We start from the raw sequence: 21,697 nt of genomic DNA, 5'->3' as shown, positions 1-21,697 counted from the left end.
TCCTGTATTTTGTCAGTGTGGATGTTTTAACAAGTAATTACTTGTTCACAACAGCCATGATGTCTTCTTCGCGCATAACCAGCAGCTCTTCGCCGTCAACTTTGACAGCCTGGCCCGAGTATTTGCCAAACAGAACGCGGTCGCCCACTTTCACTTCCAGTGGACGCACTTTGCCGTCGTCCAGCACTTTGCCATTGCCCACAGCCAGAACTTCGCCCTGGTCTGGTTTCTCAGCAGCAGCGTCAGGGATGATCAGACCGGATGCGGTCTTGGTTTCCTGGTCGAGACGCTTAACGATTACGCGATCGTGCAATGGACGCAGATTCATACAAAACTCCTTTAGATAACGGCAATGGATGTCGAGCTATTGGGACTGCGGCCGCGTACGCGCCAGGCCGCAGCCCCAGAATTCTTGTTAGCACTCTCGTCTAACGAGTGCCAATTATAGGGATGGTGTTTTGGTATTTCAAGAAGTGCTTACAAAAGTATTTTGCTTATGCGATGGGCAAGGTGAGGCGGAAACATACTTTTCCGGGGCCAGGGTCGGCCAATTCCAGTGCGCCGCCATGGGCGCGCGTGATGTCGCGCGACAGCGACAAGCCCAGTCCGACGCCGGAAATCCGGCGGTTGTGGGCTTGGTCGGCGCGGTAAAAGCGGTCAAACAAGCGGTCCCAGTGTTCCGGGGCAATGCCTTCCGACGCGTTGGAGATGTCGATTTGCCAATGTTGCCCGTCTGCGCGCGCTTCCAGTGCGATCCAGCCGCCCGCCGTGCCATATTTAATGGCGTTGCTGACTAAATTGTGCAGCACTTGGCCCAACAGCTCGGCATCGCCATTGACGTGCAGGTGCGGCGGCAAGTCCAGCCTTACGGGGCGGCTGTCATCCATCAGCTCAATGTCTTCCGCCAAATCTTGCAGCATCGGCAAGAGATTCACGCGCGCCATGGGGATGTGCAACTGGCCTGCATCGGCCCGCGCCAGTAATAATAATTTGCGGACGATGGAATCCAGGCGGCGCACTTCGTCGAGCATATTCGCCAAGCCTTGTTCCAGCGTGGGGTCGTGGACCGCGCGGGCAAAGCTGCGTTCCAGTTCGCCCTGCAAAATCGTCAGCGGGGTTTTCAATTCGTGGGCCGCATCGCCGGAAAAGCGCACGGCTTGCTGGTAGCTGCGCTGCAGCCGGTCCAGCATCGCGTTGAACACGGCAATCAGTTCGGCAAATTCGCGGTCTTCGTGTTCGGATGACACGCGCCGGTCCAGATCCAGCGCATTGAGGCGCACCATGACGCGCGTCAGCCGTTCCACCGGACGCATGGCGCCGCCTGCCAGATACCACGACAGCAAGCCGATCAGCGCCGCCAGGCCGACGAGGGCAAAGGCGAATTTGCTGAAGGATGCACGCAATTGCACATTGGACAGGCTGCGGTTAATCGCGATCCACACCGTCACCGGGCCATTGGTAACGGAGCCGACGCGCCAGCTGTGTTCAAACGTGTCAACGGTTTGCAAGCCGGACGCCGGACGGGGCGCCAAATCCGTGGGCCAGTCGCTGCTGCGGTACAGTTCCTCCGTATCCGCATGCAGCACGCGCAAGACGACGAAGCCTTCCGGGGAATTTTCCGGCGCAAAGCCTGCAAACGTGGCATTGAGGTTGGCGTCGATGGCGGACCACGGCGTTTGCAACGTCAGTTGGAACAGCGGCGCCGCCAGTTGGGCGGCCAGCATGCGGTCAATGATGCTGGCGCGCCGCTGCACGATGATGTAGCCGGTGGAGGCGTACAGTGCGGTAATGGCCGCCAGCGCCATGACGGTCGACACCAGCGCAATGCGCAGCCGGAACGAACGCAATTGCGGCCAGCGCTCCAGCATGGGCGCAATCAGGGAACGGCGGCGTGCCCGCCCGGCAGGCGCCGGTGTATGAGTAGGCATCAAGGTGCGCCGTCAGGCTTGCGCAGCCGGTAGCCGACGCCGCGCACGGCTTCAATCGCCACGTCTTCCGGCAAATCCAGCTTTTTGCGCAACCGCTGTATGCACACGTCAACCATATTGGTTTGCGGTTCGAAATCGTAGCCCCACACGTGTTCCAGGATTTGCGTGCGGGTATACACGCGCCCCGGCGAGCGCATCAGGTATTCCATCAAATTGAATTCGCGGCTCGTCAGCTCGACGGAGCGGCCATTGATTTCCGCCACGCGGCTCAAGCGGTCCAGCCGCACGGGCCCGACCGCCAGCATGTTTTGCCGCTCGCCGCTGACCCGGCGCAGCAGGGCATGGATGCGGGCAATCAGTTCTTCGACGAAAAATGGCTTGGCCAGGTAGTCATCGGCGCCCAAATTCAAGCCTTGCAGGCGGTCGTCCAGTTCATTGCGGGCGGTCAGCAGGATGACGGGCGTGTCGCGGCCTTCGCGGCGCATGGCTTTGAGGATAGCTAAACCGTCACGGCCCGGCAGCATGATATCGAGCAGCACTACGTCATATTCGCGGCTCAGCGCATAGTCATAGCCCAGGTTGCCATCTTCGCAATGGTCGACCAGGAAGCCGTGTTCGCGCAATCCCGCGCAGACAAAGCTGGCGATGCGCTGTTCATCTTCAATCAGTAGGGCTTTCATGTCGATATTGTCCCGGTGGCTCCCGGCTCCGTCAATCGCGGCCCGGATAAATTACAAAGCTGTAATCCAATTGTCATGCGTCTTGTCATTTTCCATTGTTTTAATGCAAGTGTGTAAAAACATGGAGAAAGGTCAGACACGATGAGTATCGGCAGCTGGTTGAAAAAGAATGTGGTCAAGCCTATTGCCAAGGTGGTCGACAAGGTGGGCGACACCATCAAGGATCTCGGTGGCGACTTGAATGGCATCGGCGAAGCCTTTGAAAGTGTCGGCGACGATATCGCGGCTGCGGCCAAGAAGATTTCGGAACTGGGCTATACGAAGAAAAGCCTGGGCAATGGCGACAACAGCTATACGGCGTCGTCGCTGGGCGCCAACATCATTCACGGCGATGGCGGCAACGACAACATCACGGTAACGGCGGGCGCCTACAACAACCTGTATGGCGATGACGGCAATGACACCATCACTGTCAAAGTGGGCGGCTACAACCGTATCGACGGCGGTAATGGCGACGACACCATCAAGGTGGAAGTGGGCGCCTATAACAAGATTTTTGGCGGTAACGGCAATGACACGGTAACGGTTTCCGCAGGGGCGGCAGCCGACGTTGACCTGGGCGAAGGGAATAACACCTTGTCCGTGAACAGCGCCTACAACGAAATCGACGCGGGCAATGGCGACGACAACGTCACGGCGAACGGTGGCTGGAACGACATCGACCTGGATGGCGGCAATAACACCGTGGTGGCCAACGGCGGCTCCAACAAAGTCTCCACCGGCGATGGCCGCGACAACATCACCGTCAAAGGCGGTTCCAACGTCGTTAATGCAGGCCATGGCAACAACACGGTCTATGCGGGCGGTGCGTCGAACGTCATCAACACGGGTAACTGGGACGATACGGTGACGGCTGATGGCGCAAGCAACATCATCAATACTGGCGGCGGCCATGACCGTGTCACCGTCAATGGCGCCTACAACCAGATCAATGTCGGAGATGGCAATAACACCGTGGTGGCCAATGGCGGCAGCAACAAGGTCACGGCCACCGGCGATGGCTCCGACAACATTACCGTCAATGGCGGCTCCAACATCGTTGACGCGGGCCACGGCAACAATACCGTGACGGCAGGCGGCGCGTCGAACGTCATCACCACCGGCAACTGGGACGACGTGGTGACCGCGGATGGCGCGAGCAACGTCATCAACACGAATTACGGCGCGGACCGCATCACCGTCAAGGCAGCCAACAACCAGATCAATGCTGGCGAAGGCAATAACGTCATCAATGCTGAAGGCGGCCGCAACAAGATTACTGCGGGCGGCAACGACGACACCATCACGGCAGGCGGCGTATCCAATGAAATCAACGCTGGCAACGGCAACAACACTGTGACGCTGAACGGCGCCAGCAACGTGCTGAACGCTGGCGATGGCGCGGACCGCGTGGTCGCCAATGCCGCGTCGAACGTGATCAACGTCGGCAACGGCAACAATAACGTCACCGTCAACGCGGCATCGAACGTGGTCACCACGGGCAACGGCGCCGACAAGGTCGATGCCAAGGGTGGCGCCAACGTCATCAACAGCGGCGCAGGCAATGACACGGTGACTGCGATTGGCGGCCTGAATGTCATCAACGCTGCCGAAGGCAACGACACCGTGCTGGCGCTGGGCGGCGGCAATGGCGTCAATGCCAATGACGGCAACGATACGGTTGTCGTTGGCGGCGGCGCCAACGTCATCGTCGAAGGCGGCGGCAGCAGCACCATCGTGGCGGGCGGCGCAGTCAACATCGTCTACACGGGCGGCGCCAACAACAAGGTCGGCGCAGTGGGCAACACCAATGCGCTGATCAGCAACCAGGGCGGCAACCTGCAGGCGGCAGTCGGCATGAACAACGTGGTCATTGCCAATGGTTCCGGCAACACCACCTTGGGCCTGGGTGCAGGCAACCTGATCGCCACGGCAGTGGGCGGCAACACGACGGTCGCCCTGGGCGGCACCAACGTGGTGTTGACGGAATTGGGCGGCATGGTCAAGGCAGCCACGGGCGGCCTGGGCAAAGTGCTGGCCGACGTCATGCCAAGCAAAGACGCTGCCCAAGCCGTCAGCAACGCCACCGCCAAGCTGACCGCCGCCATCAACAGCGGCGCGGGCAACGACACTGTCGTGGCAGTCGGCGGCAATAACGTGATCTACACGGGCGCCGGCAAGGACGTGGTGACGGCGGCAGGCGGCAACAATATCGTGCTGGCCAACGGCGGCGACAACATCACCACGGCCATTGGCGCGAACAACATCGTCGTCAACACGGCAGGCAGCAACGTGGTGACAGCAGCTGGTTCCAACAACGTGCTGGTGACGGGCCTGGGCGAAGGCGTGGCCGATGTGACGGCCAAGCTGGGCAGCGCCGCAGGCGGCGCCACCAAAGCCGTGACGACCTTCATCGGCAATACGCTGGCCAACACGGCCGGCAACGACGTGGTGACGGGTATCGGCAACACCAACGTCGTGTACACGGGCGGCGGCAATGACGTGGCCACCACGATCGGCGCCAACAACGTTGTGTGGAGCGGCACCGGCAATGACGTGATCACGGCCATCGGCGCGCGCAACGTGCTGTGGGGCGACGCGGGCGCAGATACCATCACGGCGGCCGGCGCGAATAACTTGCTGGTCTCCGGTGATTACAAGGAAGTCGGCGCAACGGCCGTCGGCCTGGTCGATTCCATTGCAGCCGGCGTGGCGGCAACCGACCTGGTGTCGAAAGCTGGCCTGGCCGGCGCAGCGTCGAGCCAGACCGGCCGCGACACGATGACGGCGTTTGGCAAGAACAACGTGCTGGTGGGCGGCAGCGCAGCCACCACGGCGACGGCGCTGGGCATCAATAACCTGATCGTCACGGGCGCGTCGAACGACGTCGTCACGTCGGTCGGCAGCAAGGCCGGCATCGTGTCCGGTGCGGGCAGCGACGTGGTGACCGTGATCGGCACGTATGACGCCGTCGTGGCAGGCGAGGGTAACAATGTGGTGACGGCGCTGGGCAAGGCCAACATCATTGAAGGCGGCAGCGGCGACGACGTGCTGACGGCGCTGGCCTTTGGTTCGGCCGCCAAGTCGGTCAACGCCAACGGCAACCTGATCGTGGCAGGCGACGGCAATAACGTGGAAACCGTGGTCGGTGTCGACAATGCCGTGATTGGCGGCAGCGGCAAGGACGTGATGGTGATGGTGTCGTACGGCGGCTCCAACACCAAGACCACCACCACGCAGCCGGAAGGTTCGCAGCAAACCACCACCAGCAACACGACGGGCAGCGTGCAATTGAACGTGGGCTGGACCGGCGCGGGCAATGACACGGCGGTCGTGTATGGCGACCATAACGTGGTGCTGGCCGACAGCGGCGATGACTTCCTCGTGGTCGTCAATGCAGGCAGCAAGCTGTCGTACAGCAGCACGACGACGACGGCCATCGAAGGTGCCGACAAGCCGCAAACCACCAGCAGCTCCAAGGTCAGCCTCGATACGGGCATGAACTTCGTGCACGCCGGCGACGGCAATGACACGATGATCCTGGCCGGCACCACCACCATCGGCATGGGCGGCGCAGGCAATGACTTGATCGTGTCGTCCGGCCAGAACAATATCGCCGTCGGTGGCGCGGGCAATGACACCATCATCGGCCTGGCGGAAATCACGGTGTTCAATGCAGCCGAAGCACTGGTGGAAAACGACTATGAATCCGCCGGCGACTGGGTGGGCGCGGCCATGAATGCGAACTTCATCCGCTCGCAATATGGCGCCCTGTCGAAAGGCGATTTGTCCAAGCTGAACCTGGTGGGCAACGTGATTGTCGGCGGTGACGGCGACGACACCATCTTCGCCACCAATGCCGGCACTTACGTGGGCGGCGGCAATGGCAACGACACCATGATGGGTCTCGGCTGGGGCGTGATCGACCACCTGCTGGTCGGCAAAGCCAATACGCTCAACGCCGCGTGGACGGATGCCGGTAAAGGCTTTGACGCCATTACCAAATACCTGAACACGACGCTGACCGATGAAATCAGCAAAGGCTGGAATGGTATTGCCGCATCCATGAAGTCGGAACTGGATAAAGCCACGGCCAGCGCGGGCAAGCTGGTGGACAGCATGAACAGCGCGGGCAATTCGGCCGTATCGGCCATCACGGGCGCCACCGGCCTGTCGTCGGCAGACTTCGACATCGCTTCGCCATTGAAGACGGCCCTCAATGACGGCAAGAGCGGTTTGAACACCGCCATCAATGGCATCACCAGCGGCGTCAGCTACGTGGCCGATGCCGACGTGGGCAGTGCGTTGTCGACGTCCGTCGAGTGGCTGGGCGATGCGCTGAAGACGGCATCGAATGCCAGCGGCGATGGCATCAACTGGCTGGGCAAATACCTGGGCATCGATACGCACCTGTCGGAATTCAAAGGCGCGGACTTCTTCATTGCCGGTTTCCTCGCCTACGCGCTGGGCTACAAGTACGCAGGCAATAACCGCCTGTGGGGCGGCGCTGGCGACGACACGTTGTATAGCGGCATGGGCAACGATGACTTGCGCGGCGGCGATGGCAAGGATACGTATGTGATGTCGATGGGCGATGGCAAGGACACCATCCACGACACGTCGGGCGGTGGTGAAATCCTGAAGTTCACCGCCAACAAGGTGTTCTCCAGCGTCACCATGAGTGCTGATAACGTCAAAGCCAACATCGATGGCAGCGACTTGGTCATCAATTACGTCAGCGGCGGCAAGTCGTATGCGCAATTCACCATTGCCGATTATGCGAAAGGCAGTTTCAGTGAGCTGGACTTGATCGACGCATCCGGCAAGCAGGTGGCCGCGCTGAACATGGCGGACTTGATCGCGCATGCGGACCAGGGCAGCAGCCCGTATGACATGGCGTCCGGCTGGACCGTGGACCGCTTGCATACGTTTGCCGACTTGTTACAGGCATCGATTACCGGCGGTTCCGCAGGGGTTGCGCTGGTGGGTGTCAGCAACAGCTGAATAACGGCTAAAGCTTAGTGCCTGCTTAATACATCGCCATTCCTGCGGCGCGGGAATGGCGATTTTTATTACCTTTTTGCCTACATAACCGAGCGCGTATTCAAATATGCGCATCATTCACGCGCCACTGTTGACGCGGCTTTGCAAGGCATCCTATAGTGGCGGGATGATTTCAGAATTCCAAGAACTTTCCGATAAAATCGACCAGTTGGCCGAAATGACGATGGCGCTGCGCCGTGAAAATGCCGAACTGCGCCAGCGTAATGCTGCGCTGTTTGCGGATGCCCAGGCATACCAGTTGCGTCTGGCCGAAGCCTCCCGGCGCGTGTCGGCCTTGCTGGAGCAGATTCCGCCAGAGACCGCCGAAGCCGCGCCGCCAGCACCGGACCAGGCTGCGCCGCAACCTCAGAGTGAAACCCAGTGATTCAAATTGACGTAACCATCATGGGCCAGCCATACCGCCTGGCTTGTAAAGAAGAGGAAGAGCGCGCGCTGCGTGAAGCGGCTGCCTTCCTGGATAAAAAAATGACAGGCATCCGCGATGCGGGCAAAGTCAAAGGCAATGACCGTATTGCCGTGATGGCTGCGCTGAGCATGGCTGCTGAGTTCCTGTCTTCCAAAGCGCCATCCGGCCCGCTGTCTTCCATGTCCATGCTGGAAGTGCAGGAAAAGATTGCGGCCATGCACAAAGTGCTCGACAGTGCGCTGACGCCGCAAGAAATTCTGTTTTAATCGCGTCTTTCCCCTTTCCCGAACGCGCAAGGAGGAGTAAACTGCGTCTCACCCTGCGGTGTTCGTGGATGCCTTATATTCCTTGAACCATTTGTTTGCAACGGTCGCGGGAATTTGTTTGATGGGAGTGAGCGTCGCTAGCCCGATGAACCCGAAATTGAACTAACTGTGACCACCTGAGCCGTCAGGTTCGGGATGCCGGCATAGCGGCACAGGCGGGGCACTCATTCCTATAAAAGCGGTTGCGCATCGACGTGCGTTGCCGCTTTTTTCATTTCGTCTAAAGGAATGCAATGGCCTACTGGTTGATGAAATCCGAACCCGATGAAGTCAGCATTGATGATGCGCTGGCGGCGCCCAATCAAACCGTGCCGTGGTTCGGCGTGCGCAACTACCAGGCCCGCAACTTCATGCGCGACGGCATGCAAGTGGGCGATGGCGTACTGTTTTATCACTCCAGCTGCCCGGAGCCGGGCATTGCCGGGTTGGCGGAAGTGGCCAGTGCGGCTTATCCGGACGATACGCAGTTCGATCCCAACAGCCATTACTACGATGCGAAGTCCAAGCGCGAAGAACCGCGCTGGCTGATGGTGGACGTGAAAGCCGTGCGCAAGACCCGCTTGTTATCGCTGGCGCAATTGCGCACGATACCGGAACTGGACGACATGGTGGTGCTGCAAAAGGGCAGCCGGCTGTCAATTACTCCCGTGACGCCGGCGCAGTGGAAGACGCTGCAAGCGCTGCTGAAGTAAGGCGCTTGGCGTTGCAGTGCGCGCTGTCAATCAGCGTGCTTTGCGGCGCATGTTGACCATCAGCGCCAGGCCGAGGCCCATCAACAGGAAGGACGCCGGCTCCGGTACGTTATTGACGTTGTTGTCGAGCGTATCGCTGCCATAGATGCGCACAGCCAGGCTTTGCGTGGAATAGCCGCCGAGCGAGCGGACAGACGACGTGAAGTTACCGTTGGTCTCGGCATTCGCGTTGCGGAAGTAGCCATTGAACAGCGCGGCGCCGACGGTTGGTGCATCGTTGAGTGCGATCACGTCGGTCAGTCCGTTGACGCTGCTGTAATTGACGCCATCCTGGGTACCCTGGAAGTTATAGGTGATGCCAATCACGGTATCGTTGAGCAGCAGCGGCGCTGCCAGGTTTTCTTTGATGGAGTAGTAGTAGCCCGATGCAACCGTCATCGGGGACGTCGTAAACGAATAAGACCCCAGCAGGTTGGAAAAAGCTGGATTGGCGGCATTGGCCGTCCCGGTATTCACCGTGTCCCACACCCAGATGTTGACCTTCAGGCCGGAATAGGTGGCATTGGTGGAATTGGCGGCGTAGAAATCAAAGCCGGAAATGCTCTTGGTGCCGGCCTTCAGTTGATAGCCCCCGCCCATGAACGTATTCGGGTTGGCCCCGGTCACGGCCACGCGCGCAGTGGCAGAGCCACTTTCAAATGCCTGCATATTGTCGAAAACGATAGGCGTTGCATGCCCCAGGCTTGCCGCTGCGCTCAGGATGAGCGAGGAAGTGAACAAAACAGCTGTCTTCAAGGTCTTGGTCGGAATCATGGCGGCGGCGCAGTGGAAATATTGGCGATAATTTGTGTAATGCAATTACTGTACCAGTGAAAAATTATTGTTTAAGAACAGTAACTTAAATTGCCTTGTGTTAATGACTAAGTTCTTTTTGTAAAGTTTTTCGACAGGGTGCGGCGGCCCTGCCGCAGTCATGCGGCTGGCGCTGCACCGGCGAATACCTTGCGCTGGTACGACCATGCCAGCATCAGCAGCGCGCCGATGATCATCGGCAGCGACAGGATTTGGCCGGACGAGATATCGATGCCGGCCACATTGATGCTCCAGTCGGGCGTGCGGAAATACTCGGTGAAGAAGCGCGCGCAGCCATACAGCAGCACGAACAGTGCACCAACCGCCAGCCGCGGACGGGCCTTGCGGGCAAAGGGCCACACGATGGCAAACACCAGCAAGCCATCGACCAGCAACTGGTAAATCGGCGACGGGTGGCGCGGCAGCGCATCGACGTTGGGCCAGATCATCGCCCACGGCAAATTCGCATCGGCCACGCGGCCCGGCAATTCCGCATTGATGAAGTTCCCCATGCGGCCGCACGCATACCCGAGCGGCACCAGCGGCGCGATGAAGTCATACACATCGAGCACATTGAAGCCTTGCTTGCGCGCCCACAGCCACATGGCCAGCAGCACGCCGAGGAAACCGCCGTGGAACGACATGCCGCCATTCCACACGGCGAAGACTTCCAGCGGGTGGTGGAAGAAGTAGCCGGGGCGGTAGAACAAGACTTCGCCGAGACGGCCGCCCAGCACCACGCCCAGCATGCCGTAAAACAGCATGTCGTCCAGGTGCTGGTTGGTCCACCCTTGCCTGGCGATGTGCGGCTGCCTGATGCGCACCCGGCCCAGCAGGATGAACAGCGCGAATGCCAGCACGTACATCAGGCCATACCAGTGGATCTTGACGGGGCCCAGCGCAATAGCGACAGGATCGGGCATCGGGTGGATCAGCATGCAGCTCAGTTCCTTAATTGGTTTCGTAATAGTTCGAGGAAGCCCAGCAGCACGGGCGACGGATTGTCGCGGCGCCAGGCCAGGCCGGTTTCAACCAGCGGTGTCGGGTCGGCCAGCGCCCGGTATTCTACGCCGGGGCGCATTAAATTCGACACGGATTGTGGCACAAGCGCGATGCCCATGCCAGCCGACACCAGGCTGACGATGGTTTGCATCTGGATGGCTTCCTGGCCGATGGCCGGGGTCAGTCCCGCTGCGCGGAACACGGACAGGATCGCGTCATACAGGCCGGGTGAAATGGCGCGCGGGAAGATAATCAGCGGCAGCGCCGGCAACGCTTTCAGGGCAACCTTGCCGCGCCTCGTGATCAAGCCCAGCGGCGCGGCCAGCACCAGCGGTTCTTTCAGCACGGGCAGGTAGTCGAGTTCCGTCCTGGCCTTGTCGGGCAGGGGAGGGATCAGCAAGCCCGCATCGATCCGGCTGTGTAATAAATCTTCCAGCTGCAAGTCCGACGTGGCTTCCTGCAGCGCGATTTGCACTTGCGGGTAGGCGGCGCGGTAGGCGCGCAGGAAGGGCGGCAGCACGCTGTAATCGGCAGACGACACGAACGCCAGCGCCAGGCGGCCTGTCTCGCCCGATGCGGCCCGCTGTACAAGGGCCGGCAATTCCTGCGCCTGTGATAATAGCCGGCGCGCTTCCGGCAATAGCGCGCTGCCGGCCGGCGTCAGGGCCACACCCCGGCGGTTGCGGTCGAACAGCGGGGCGCCCAGTAACTCTTCCAGCTGCGCGATGGCTTGCGACAGTGGCGGCTGCGTCATGTGCAGGCGCTGGGCGGCTTTCCCGAAGTGCAGTTCTTCGGCCACGGTGATGAAATAGCGCAGCTGGCGCAATTCAATGTTCATATGGGAATCATTTGAAATTTTGCTCTGTGATATTTATAGCGTATCACAGGAGTGTAAAAACCATATTTGACTTGTGGGCATGGGCGAGGCAATCTGGCGTCATCAAAATAAGGAGTAGACCATGCCGCAATACCGTTCCCGTACCACCACCCATGGCCGCAATATGGCCGGCGCGCGCGCGCTGTGGCGCGCCACCGGCATGAAAGATGGCGATTTCGATAAGCCGATCATCGCCGTGGTGAACTCGTTCACGCAATTCGTGCCAGGCCACGTGCACTTGAAAGACCTGGGCCAACTGGTTGCCCGTGAAATCGAAGCGGCAGGCGGCGTGGCCAAGGAATTCAACACCATCGCCGTTGACGATGGTATCGCCATGGGCCACGGCGGCATGCTGTATTCGCTGCCATCGCGCGACCTGATCGCCGACTCTGTGGAATACATGGTCAACGCGCACTGCGCGGACGCCATGGTCTGCATTTCCAACTGTGACAAGATCACGCCCGGCATGCTGATGGCTGCCATGCGCTTGAACATCCCGGTGGTGTTTGTGTCGGGCGGCCCGATGGAAGCCGGTAAAGTCGTCAAGGTCGTCAACAACACGCAAAAGATCATCAAGCTGGACCTGGTGGATGCGATGATCAAGGCCGGCGACAACACCGTGTCCGACGCGGACGTGGCGGAAATCGAGCGTTCCGCCTGCCCGACTTGCGGTTCGTGCTCCGGCATGTTCACGGCCAACTCGATGAACTGCCTGACCGAAGCGCTGGGCCTGTCGCTGCCAGGTAACGGCACCATCGTGGCGACTCACGCTGACCGTAAAGAATTGTTCCTGCGCGCAGGCCGCCTGATCGTGGACCTGGCCAAGCGCTACTACGAACAGGATGACGCCTCGATCCTGCCGCGCAATATCGCCACCATGGCAGCATGGGAAAACGCGATGGCGCTGGACGTGTCGATGGGCGGCTCCACCAACACGGTGCTGCACTTGCTGGCGGCCGCGCATGAAGCGGGCGTACCGTTCACGATGGCCGACATCGACCGCATTTCGCGCAAAGTGCCATGCCTGTGCAAAGTTGCGCCAATGACGGACAAGTTCCACATCGAAGACGTGCACCGCGCCGGCGGTATCGTCGGCATCCTGGGTGAGCTGGCGCGCGCCGGCCTGCTCGACACGTCGGTGCCGACGGTACACGCAAAGACGCTGGGCGAAGCCATTGAAAAGAACGACATCAAGCGCAGCGACGACCCTGCCGTGCACCAGCTGTTCCGCGCGGCGCCGGGCGGCGTGCCAACGCAAGTCGCGTTCTCGCAATCGGAACGCTATGACGCGCTGGATACGGACCGCAGCACGGGCTGCATCCGCGACCTGGAGCACGCGTATTCGAAAGATGGCGGCCTGGCGGTGTTGTACGGCAATCTGGCAGAAAAGGGCTGCATCGTTAAAACGGCGGGCGTGGATGAAAGCATCCTGAAGTTCTCCGGCAAGGCGCGTGTGTTTGAAAGCCAGGATGCGGCAGTGGAAGCCATCCTGGGCGACACCGTGCATGCGGGCGACGTCGTCATCATCCGCTACGAAGGCCCGAAAGGCGGCCCGGGCATGCAGGAAATGCTGTACCCGACGTCGTACATCAAATCCAAAGGCTTGGGCAAGGCGTGCGCACTGTTCACTGATGGCCGCTTCTCGGGCGGCTCGTCGGGCCTGGTGATCGGCCACGCTTCGCCGGAAGCGGCGGAAGGCGGCGCGATCGGCCTGGTGGAAGAGGGCGACATGATCGACATCGATATCCCGAACCGCACCATTGCACTGCGCGTTTCCGATGAAACGCTGGCGGCCCGCCGCGCGGCCATGGAAGCGAAAGGCTTTGACGCGTGGAAGCCGGTCAACCGTGACCGCGTGGTGTCGCAGGCGCTGCAAGCGTATGCGGCGCTGACCACGTCGGCGGACCGCGGCGCGGTGCGCGACTTGTCGCAGTTGAAGCGTTAAGTCTTAACTGCTCTACAGAAAAGCCGGCTGCGTGCCGGCTTTTCTTATTTCTTGTCGAAATTCTTTTTCACCCGGTCCTTGCGGCGCTGCTCATCGACGTCATGGGCCTTGCGCTTGTCGAGCCCCAGCATTGGTTCCAAAAACTCGAACCAGACGAAGGCAAACACCATCAGGCCGACAATGTACCACCATGAAATTTCGGCAAAACGCCAGACCTCAAAATAGCGTAAGCCAACCAGTGCAACAATCAGTATAATAATCGGCATAGAAGTTCTCCCTGGATACATCATCTTACAAAAGAATGGGCTATACCGGGTGCGATATTATTGCGAGGGTCAACCAGGGCTATGATCCCCGCGTTGTAAGAACGAGGTAGAATAGATTGTAGTTACTATGGAGAAAACGATGAAACGTATCTTGGTGGTAGGTATCGCGGCCGTTTCGGCCTTCGCAGCACAAAGCGCCATGGCCAATGCCGATCTGGCCAAAGCAAAGAATTGCATGGCATGCCATTCGGTTGCCAATAAAGTGGTGGGCCCGGCATTCAAGGACGTGGCCGCTAAATACGCCGGCCAGAAAGACGCCGAAGCCAAGCTGGTGACCAAGGTCATGAAAGGCGGCTCCGGCTCGTGGGGCGCGGTGCCTATGCCAGCCAATCCGCAAGTCAACGAAGCGGAAGCCAAGACCCTGGTGAAATGGGTCCTGTCGCAGAAATGATGTAACTGTGCAGTTAAAGAGAAAGGGGCCGATGGGCCCCTTTTGTTTTACTGCTTACTTCACCACTTCCAGCAACTGGCGGCGGCCATCCTTGAACGTGTACAGGGTCAGCGCGCCATCCTTGATGTCGCCAAACTTGTCGAACGCGATGGTGCCCGTAATGCCCTGGTATTGCACCTTGGCCAGGTAGGGCAGGTATTTCGCCGGGTCGGCCGATTTGGCTTGCTGCATGGCCGTTGCCATGGCCATCACGGCGTCATACACGTACGGTGCGTAAATCTGCACGTCCGAGTTGAATTTCTTCTTGTAGCGCGCGGAAAATTCTTCCATCTGCTTTTTCTGCGAAGCCGGTACGCCGCCTGCCTCTGCGCACGTCACGGTGTCATCCGCACCACCTGCCAGTTTCGGCAAGGCTTCCGTGCAGATGCCGTCGCCGCCCATGTATTTGGCTTTGAGGCCCAGCGAGCGCATTTGACGCAGCAGCGGGCCGCCCACGCCATCCATGCCGCCGAAGAAGACCAGGTCTGGATTCTTGGCCTTGATGGCAGTGAGGATCGCGTTGAAGTCCGTGGCCTTGTCCGTCGTGAATTCCTTGGCGACGATTTGCGCGCCTTTTGCACCCTTGGCGAATTCCGACGCGACGCCCTGGCCATACGCGGTACGGTCATCAATGACGGCGATTTTTTTCGCCCCCAGCTTGTGCACGGCATATTTGCCCAGCACGCTGCCCAGCTTGTTGTCGTTGGCGACGACGCGGAATGCTGTGTTATAGCCCTGGTGCGTATAGACCGGGCTGGTGGCCGACGCAGAGATTTGCGGAATGCCTGCATCGTTATAAATCTTCGATGCGGGAATCGTCGTGCCTGAATTCTGGTGGCCGATCACGCCGTTGACTTTGGCGTCGACCAGTTTCTGTGCGGCTGCCGTGCCCTGTTTCGGGTCTGCGGCATCGTCTTCCGGCAACAGCACGAACTTGACAGCTTTGCCATTGATCTTGAAGCCTTGCGCATTCAAGTCTTCCACGGCCATCCTGGCGCCGTTTTCATCTTCCTTGCCCAGGTGGGCGGAAGGGCCCGACGTGGCGGCCACGTGGCCGATCTTAATGATTTCTTGCGCCTGTGCGCCTGCTGCCGAAAACACCATGGCCAGCGCCACAGGTATGAACTTCATTTGCATTGTGTGCGTACTCCAAAAAATAAGGCCGTCCAGTGGTGTGGACGGCCCCGAATGATCTCATCTGTACGTTACGCAGTCAGCGATTGTTTCTTTATTTGCTTATGCAGCTGATTACTTCACGACTTCCATCTTGGTCTTTTTGCCATCGGTGTACGTGAACAAGGTCAGCGTACCATCCTTGATGTCGCCTTTGGAATCGAACGAAATCGGACCCGTAACGCCCTGGTACTTGATGTTGGCCAGGTATGGCAGGTACTTGGCTGGATCAGACGATTTGGCTTCAATCATGGCCTGCGCCATGACCATCACAGCGTCATACACATATGGCGCGTACAGCTGGACTTCCTGGTTGAATTGCTTCTTGTAGCGGGCGCGGAAATCATCCATGTTCTTTTGCAGGTCCGCCGTCACGCCGCCTGCTTCAGCGCAGGTCACGACGCCATTGGCTGCCGCGTCGCCGGCCAGGCGTGGCAGCGCGTCCGTGCACAGGCCGTCGCCGCCCATGTACTTGGCTTTGATGCCCAGTGCCTTCATCTGGCGCAGCAGCGGGCCGCCGACGGAATCCATGCCGCCGAAGAAGATCAGGTCAGGGTTCTTGGCTTTAATCGACGTCAGGATCGCGTTGAAGTCGGTGGCTTTGTCGGTGGTGAATTCTTTCGCCACCACTTGCACGCCTGGCGATGCTTTCTTCGCGCCTTTGACGAATTCGCCCGCCACACCCTGGCCGTATGCGGTACGGTCATCGATCACGGCGATTTTCTTGGCGCCCAGTTTTTGCACGGCGTACTGGCCCAGTGTACCGCCCAGTTTATTGTCGTTGGCGACCACGCGGAACGCGGTCTTGAAACCTTGCTTGGTGTAGTCAGGCGACGTGGCGGCGGGGGAGATCTGCGGAATGCCGGCGTCCATGTAGATTTTCGATGCCGGAATCGTGGTGCCGGAATTCAGGTGGCCCACCACGCCTTGTACGTGCGCATCGACCAGCTTTTGTGCAACCGTGGTGCCTTGTTTCGGGTCGCCGCCATCGTCTTCCAGTTGCACGACGAATTTGACTGGCTTGCCATTGATCTTGATGCCTTTGGCGTTCAAGTCGGCAATGGCCATGTTGGCGCCGTTTTCATTGTCCTTGCCCAGGTGGGACGAAGGGCCGGAGACAGGGGCCACGTGGCCGATCTTGATGATGTCCTGCGCGCCGGCGCTGCCTGCGAATGCCAGGGCAATGGCGAATGGAATCAGCTTGGTGTTGAACTGCATGTACGTTCTCCGAAAGTAGTAACGGCGGTAAGTAGTAACGGCGGTAATCACGGCGGCGTGCAACGTTGCAGCGCCATTAACAAGGCTACGGCGTGAAGTTACAACAAAAAGGCAACACTGCAAAGCAGTCGCCGGCGCTTTTTTCCGTAAACGTCTGAGAAGTGGGACCGGTTTACGGGGCGTAGTATGGGTTTTTGGACTATTTCACTTCTTTTGCGCCTGCAGGTGCAGCAACTCCTGCGAAACTGCGCGGCTGACAATGGCGCCCAGCGCCTCGTGCAAGCCGTGGCGAATTTCCGACGTCAAGCCCTTGATTGCCTGGTTCAGCGCCTCTTCCATGCTGTCGCGGATGCGCTGTTCCAGCACGAAGTCCACGCGCGACTGCAATTGCTGCAGCACTTTTTCCGACAGGCGCCGCTCCAGCGCAGCCCACTGCGCGTCGTCCAGCGCCTGCGTGTCTTCCGCCTGGTGCGCGGCGGCGGCAGGGAAGTGGGCATGGTGCGGGGGATGCGCGGCGGCCGGCGGCTCAACAGGCGTTTCCTGCAGCACTTCCGTCAGCACGGGAATTGAAGCGTCGTAGGGATGGGCGGGGCTCATGATTTATTGGCCACGAAGTGGGTGGGTTGATAGTCTTGCTGTTTATACGATTTATACCGCTGGCGGCCAGCCGCCGCATCGGTTTCTTCCGCCGACACCACTTCAATGACGCGGTTGAAGCGCTCAAAGCCGGCCGGCATGCGGCGCGACAGGTTGACCAGCAAGTCCGTGTGCGGCAATGGCGCACTGTCTTCACAGGTGAGGATGATCGTCGTTTGTGCGGCCAGCGCATCGCCGGCCGCCACGTGCGGCAAGAATTCCGTTGGCGCGAACGACCACAGTTGCGCATCGAGCGCCTGCTGCTGCACCGCGTCGTCCATCAGCAGCACGATGCGGTTGTTGGCTGCACTGGCCTTGCGCACCAGGCGGCACGCATAGGCAAGTTTGTCAGGCACATTGGTATGGAAATCGACGCGGGTCATGCTGGCAGTGGGATCGGTTGATACTGCCATTATTGTAACCGCATGCAAGGGTGCGGCGACGGGAAAAACCGGCGCCGCCTGCCTAGAACTGAAAGTCGGGCGGTGCGTTGACGGGAGCGGGACGCCGTACTTCAGCGGGCGGCGCCTTGGCTTGTGCGGAGGTGGCGCGGTCGGCATCGGTCGGCAGCGGTGGAGGCGCTGCGGACGCGGGGGCGCGGTATGCATAATTTGGCGGCAGCATGCTTTGCGCCGGATAGCCTACCGTCGTGAGCGCGTCATCCCATGCCGCCGAGTCATAGCCCACCAGGCGCATGCGTCCGATCGTCAGCAAAGGCAAGCGTCCATTGCCCCCGGCGCGCTTCAGCGCTTCCATATCGGCAGCCGTCAGCACGGTTTTTTCGTTGTAGGGGATGCCCCGTTTGCGCAATTGCGCGCGGCCCTGGTCGCATGCGGCGCATGCCGCCGTCGTGTACAGGGTGACGGGATGGTCGCGGACCGCCAATTGCAGTTCATATGGCAATTCCTGCGTGCCGCCGCCGGTGTCATACGTCTTCAGTTCCACCGCCTTTGCGGCGCTGGCTGGCGGCGGCGTATCCGAGAAATGCGTGACGCCTTTCTCATCTTTCCACTTGTAGACATGCGCGTCTGCGACTTGCGCACCAGCCGTCCCCAGGGCCAGCAACAGCAAGGCAGGGAGCAGTTGGCGCGCTTTCATGATCAGGCTGCCATGCCGCTGTGGCGCAGCAGCGCGTCTATCGACGGTTCTCGGCCACGGAAGGCCGTGAACGATTCCAGCGCGGGACGGGAGCCGCCCACGGCCAGGATCTCTTGCTGGAAGCGCTTGCCGGTTTCCTTGCACAGCACGCCCACATCCTTATCCAGTGCCGCCGCTTCTTCAAACGCGGCATAGGCGTCCGCCGACAACACTTCCGCCCACTTGTAGCTGTAGTAGCCCGCCGCATAGCCGCCGGCGAAGATATGGCCGAACGAATTCTGGAAGCGGTTAAAGGCTGGCGGAATCACGACGGAGAATTTGCGGCGCACGCCGTCGATCATTTCCTGCACGGATTGCGGCCCGGCCGGGTCGAAGTCGAAGTGCAAATGCATGTCCAGCAGCGAGAATTCCACCTGGCGCAAAGTCTGCATGCCGGACTGGAAATTCTTTGCAGCCAGCATCTTGTCGTACAGCGCGCGCGGCAGCGGTTCGCCTGTCTCGACGTGCGCCGTCATGTGCGACAGCACATCCCACTCCCAGCAGAAGTTTTCCATGAATTGCGATGGCAGTTCGACCGCATCCCACTCGACGCCGGCAATGCCGGACACGCCGATTTCATCGACTTGCGTCAGCATGTGGTGCAAACCATGGCCGAATTCGTGGAACAGCGTGATGACTTCATCGTGCGTGAACAGCGAAGGCTGTACTTTGCCATCGACCGTGGCAGGCTCCGTGAAGTTGCACGTCAAATACGCAACCGGCGTCTGCACGTCGCCATCGGCGCGCAGGCGGCGGCCGCGCGCATCATCCATCCACGCGCCACCGCTCTTGCCGGCGCGCGCATACAAGTCCAGGTAAAACTGGCCGATCAATTTGCCATCGCGTTCAATGCGGTAGAAGCGCACATCCGGGTGCCACGTGGCAGCCACGTCGGGCGCGATGGTGACGGAGAACAGCGACTGGATCAGACGGAACAAGCCATCGACGACTTTGTGCTCCGGGAAATACTGTTTGACTTCCTGCGCCGAAAACGCGTACTGGCGTTCCTGCAGTTTTTCCGATGCGTACGGCAAGTCCCACGCCTGCAAATCATCCAGGCCCAGTTCATCCCTGGCGAAAGTACGCAGCTGTTCGAAATCTTTTTCCGCATACGGACGGGCGCGCTTGGCCAGGTCTTCCAGGAAGGCAATCACGTGCTCCGGCGATTGCGCCATCTTCGGCACCAGCGACACTTCAGCGAAATTCTTGTAACCCAGCAGCGCCGCTTCTTCCGCGCGCAGCTTCAACAGGGTCACGATGTTTTGCGTGTTGTCCCACTCTTCACGCTTGCTGAACATGGCGCCCTGTTCGGACGCCTTGGTGGCGTTGGCGCGGTAGACGGTTTCACGCAACGCGCGGTTGTCCGCGAATTGCAAAATCGGGTAATACGAAGGGAAGTGCAGCGAGAACATCCAGCCGCTTTTACCTTCTTTTTCCGCCAAGGCTTTGGCGGCTTGCTTGACGTCATCCGGCAGGCCGGCCAGATCTGCTTCGTTTTCCACCGTCAACTTATAGTCATTGGTGGCATCGAGCACATTTTCCGAAAAGCGCGTCGACACTTTCGCGTGCTCTTCCTGGATGTCGGCAAAGCGTGCTTTCTTGTCTTCCGGCAGTTCTGCACCACCCATGCGGAAATCGCGCACGGCATTGTCGACGATGCGTTTGCGGGCCGGCGTCAGGCTGTCGAAGCCGGGGCTGGCCCTCAGGGCCTTGTACTTGTTGAACAGCGCTTCATTTTGCGCCAGCGCGGTCCAGAATTCCGTGACTTTCGGCTGGTTTTCATTGAACGCGGCACGCAATTCCGGCGTATCGACGACATTGTTCAAATGACTGACGATGCTCCACGCGCGGCCCAGCAATTCCGTGGCGCTTTCCAGCGGCGCCACGAAGTTGTCCCACGTAACAACCTCCGATGGCGCTTCCAGCTGCGCCACCACGGCGCTGCTTTGCGCCATCAAATGATCAATGGCGGGGGTGACGTGCTCCGGCTTGATGAGGTCAAAGCGTGGCAGTCCGGAAAAGTCCAGCAGCGGGTTGTTTGTGGTGTCAGTCATCATTTCTCTCTTATTTGCGTTCGGCCGATTCAATGGTGTTCATCAACAGCATCGTAATCGTCATTGGGCCCACACCGCCTGGTACTGGCGTGATGTGCGAGGCAACTTCCTTGATGCCGTTGAAGTCCACGTCGCCGCACAGCTTGCCGTTATCGTCGCGGTTCATGCCCACGTCGATCACAATCGCGCCAGGCTTCACCATATCAGCAGTCAGCGTATTGCGGCGGCCGACTGCGGCCACCACGACGTCTGCCTGGCGGGTGAATACGCCCAGGTCCGGAGTTGCACTGTGGCAGATGGTGACGGTCGCGTTGGCTTGCAAGAGCAGCAGCGCCATCGGCTTGCCCACGGTGTTGCTGCGGCCGATCACGACAGCGTGCTTGCCGCGCAAGTCGGTCCCGGTCGATTCAATCAATTTCATGCAGCCGTATGGCGTGCACGCGCGGAAGCCGTCCAGGCCCGTCATCATTTCACCGGCCGACAGCACGGAATAGCCATCCACGTCTTTCGAGGTGGCAATCGCTTCAATGACTTTATGCGGGTTGATGTGCTTCGGCAGCGGCATTTGCACGAGGATGCCGTGGATGGTTGGATCGTTGTTCAGTGCAGCGATACGGTCCAGCAATGCCTGCTCGGTCAAGTCCGCATCATATTTCTCCATCACGGAACGGATACCGACGTCACCGCACGCTTTGACTTTATTACGCACATAAACCTGGCTGGCCGGGTCTTCGCCAACGAGGATCACAGCCAGGCCGGGCTGTTTGCCCTGGGCGGTCAGGGCAGCGGCGCGCGCGGCGATTTCAGCGCGGAGTTTCTGGGAGAGGGCGATACCGTCGATCAATTGAGCAGACATGATTGAACTTATGGGGAGGGTGGGAAGAAAGACCACATTATAAAACGGATACCGTG

General features: G+C 59.8%; 20 protein-coding genes and 1 other RNA gene. 7 read left to right on the top strand and 14 right to left on the bottom strand.

What is annotated here, in order from left to right:
* Positions 1-37: 37 nt before the first annotated feature.
* From groES to GM668_RS00940, 3 genes are all read right to left on the bottom strand, one after another.
* Positions 38-328, bottom strand: a complete 291-nt coding sequence (groES, locus tag GM668_RS00950) for a co-chaperone GroES (RefSeq protein ID WP_154371745.1) — start codon at positions 326-328, stop codon at positions 38-40.
* A gap of 166 nt (positions 329-494) precedes the next feature.
* Positions 495-1,928, bottom strand: coding sequence for a sensor histidine kinase (locus GM668_RS00945; RefSeq protein WP_229498788.1), 1,434 nt, complete (start codon positions 1,926-1,928; stop codon positions 495-497).
* Complete coding sequence (locus GM668_RS00940; protein WP_155437060.1) at positions 1,928-2,608, bottom strand: response regulator transcription factor; 681 nt, start codon at positions 2,606-2,608, stop codon at positions 1,928-1,930. The genes GM668_RS00945 and GM668_RS00940 overlap by 1 nt, the downstream gene beginning before the upstream one ends.
* Positions 2,609-2,749: 141 nt before the next feature.
* Between GM668_RS00940 and GM668_RS00935 the strand changes: the two genes are divergently transcribed.
* From GM668_RS00935 to GM668_RS00915, 5 genes are all read left to right on the top strand, one after another.
* A complete protein-coding gene (locus tag GM668_RS00935; protein WP_170305440.1) occupies positions 2,750-7,651 on the top strand; it encodes a beta strand repeat-containing protein in 4,902 nt (1,633 codons plus the stop codon).
* 166 nt (positions 7,652-7,817) lie between these two features.
* Positions 7,818-8,075 (top strand): hypothetical protein, encoded by a 258-nt coding sequence (locus GM668_RS00930; protein WP_155437059.1) that lies wholly within the window; start codon positions 7,818-7,820, stop codon positions 8,073-8,075.
* On the top strand, positions 8,072-8,383 hold the full coding sequence (locus GM668_RS00925; protein ID WP_170305439.1) for a cell division protein ZapA: 312 nt from the start codon (positions 8,072-8,074) through the stop codon (positions 8,381-8,383). Before GM668_RS00930 ends, GM668_RS00925 begins: the two co-directional genes overlap by 4 nt.
* Positions 8,384-8,430: 47 nt before the next feature.
* Positions 8,431-8,609, top strand: a non-coding RNA gene (gene ssrS, locus GM668_RS00920) — 6S RNA.
* Between the two features lie 67 nt (positions 8,610-8,676).
* Positions 8,677-9,135, top strand: coding sequence for an EVE domain-containing protein (locus GM668_RS00915; protein WP_155437058.1), 459 nt, complete (start codon positions 8,677-8,679; stop codon positions 9,133-9,135).
* 30 nt (positions 9,136-9,165) lie between these two features.
* Here GM668_RS00915 and GM668_RS00910 read toward each other — a convergent pair whose 3' ends face one another.
* The 3 genes from GM668_RS00910 to GM668_RS00900 form a co-directional block, all read right to left on the bottom strand.
* Complete coding sequence (locus tag GM668_RS00910) at positions 9,166-9,948, bottom strand: PEP-CTERM sorting domain-containing protein (RefSeq protein ID WP_155437057.1); 783 nt, start codon at positions 9,946-9,948, stop codon at positions 9,166-9,168.
* A gap of 158 nt (positions 9,949-10,106) precedes the next feature.
* The gene (gene lgt / locus GM668_RS00905; protein ID WP_155437056.1) at positions 10,107-10,925 is read right to left on the bottom strand and encodes a prolipoprotein diacylglyceryl transferase; all 819 of its coding nucleotides are present in this window, start codon (positions 10,923-10,925) and stop codon (positions 10,107-10,109) included.
* Between the two features lie 5 nt (positions 10,926-10,930).
* Positions 10,931-11,827, bottom strand: a complete 897-nt coding sequence (locus GM668_RS00900; protein ID WP_155437055.1) for a LysR family transcriptional regulator — start codon at positions 11,825-11,827, stop codon at positions 10,931-10,933.
* Positions 11,828-11,948: 121 nt separating this feature from the next.
* Here GM668_RS00900 and ilvD point away from each other — a divergent pair, with 121 nt between their 5' ends.
* Entirely contained in the window at positions 11,949-13,811 is a 1,863-nt protein-coding gene (ilvD, locus tag GM668_RS00895) for a dihydroxy-acid dehydratase (protein ID WP_155437054.1), read from the top strand.
* 44 nt (positions 13,812-13,855) lie between these two features.
* Here the strand turns inward: ilvD and GM668_RS00890 are convergent, their stop codons facing one another.
* Positions 13,856-14,077, bottom strand: a complete 222-nt coding sequence (locus GM668_RS00890; protein WP_155437053.1) for a TIGR04438 family Trp-rich protein — start codon at positions 14,075-14,077, stop codon at positions 13,856-13,858.
* 139 nt (positions 14,078-14,216) lie between these two features.
* Here GM668_RS00890 and GM668_RS00885 point away from each other — a divergent pair, with 139 nt between their 5' ends.
* The gene (locus GM668_RS00885) at positions 14,217-14,528 is read left to right on the top strand and encodes a c-type cytochrome (RefSeq protein ID WP_155437052.1); all 312 of its coding nucleotides are present in this window, start codon (positions 14,217-14,219) and stop codon (positions 14,526-14,528) included.
* 54 nt (positions 14,529-14,582) lie between these two features.
* Here the strand turns inward: GM668_RS00885 and GM668_RS00880 are convergent, their stop codons facing one another.
* From GM668_RS00880 to folD, 7 genes are all read right to left on the bottom strand, one after another.
* Positions 14,583-15,704 (bottom strand): branched-chain amino acid ABC transporter substrate-binding protein, encoded by a 1,122-nt coding sequence (locus GM668_RS00880; protein ID WP_155437051.1) that lies wholly within the window; start codon positions 15,702-15,704, stop codon positions 14,583-14,585.
* A gap of 111 nt (positions 15,705-15,815) precedes the next feature.
* Positions 15,816-16,958: a branched-chain amino acid ABC transporter substrate-binding protein gene (locus tag GM668_RS00875; protein ID WP_155437050.1), complete on the bottom strand. Its 1,143-nt coding sequence runs from the start codon at positions 16,956-16,958 to the stop codon at positions 15,816-15,818.
* Positions 16,959-17,162: 204 nt separating this feature from the next.
* Positions 17,163-17,555, bottom strand: a complete 393-nt coding sequence (locus tag GM668_RS00870) for a DUF2486 family protein (RefSeq protein ID WP_155437049.1) — start codon at positions 17,553-17,555, stop codon at positions 17,163-17,165.
* Positions 17,552-17,977: a DNA polymerase III subunit chi gene (locus GM668_RS00865; protein ID WP_155437722.1), complete on the bottom strand. Its 426-nt coding sequence runs from the start codon at positions 17,975-17,977 to the stop codon at positions 17,552-17,554. The genes GM668_RS00870 and GM668_RS00865 overlap by 4 nt, the downstream gene beginning before the upstream one ends.
* An 82-nt stretch (positions 17,978-18,059) precedes the next feature.
* Complete coding sequence (locus GM668_RS00860) at positions 18,060-18,692, bottom strand: glutaredoxin family protein (protein ID WP_155437048.1); 633 nt, start codon at positions 18,690-18,692, stop codon at positions 18,060-18,062.
* Between the two features lie 2 nt (positions 18,693-18,694).
* Entirely contained in the window at positions 18,695-20,788 is a 2,094-nt protein-coding gene (locus GM668_RS00855) for a M3 family metallopeptidase (protein ID WP_371868596.1), read from the bottom strand.
* Between the two features lie 7 nt (positions 20,789-20,795).
* Complete coding sequence (gene folD, locus GM668_RS00850) at positions 20,796-21,641, bottom strand: bifunctional methylenetetrahydrofolate dehydrogenase/methenyltetrahydrofolate cyclohydrolase FolD (RefSeq protein ID WP_155437046.1); 846 nt, start codon at positions 21,639-21,641, stop codon at positions 20,796-20,798.
* Positions 21,642-21,697 lie beyond the last annotated feature (56 nt).

It is taken from the genome of Pseudoduganella ginsengisoli (assembly GCF_009720865.1).
Classification (GTDB): Bacteria; Pseudomonadota; Gammaproteobacteria; order Burkholderiales; family Burkholderiaceae_D; genus Rugamonas; species Rugamonas ginsengisoli.
Note: the sequence above shows the minus strand (reverse complement) of the source record. Positions and strands in the feature narration are given on the sequence as shown.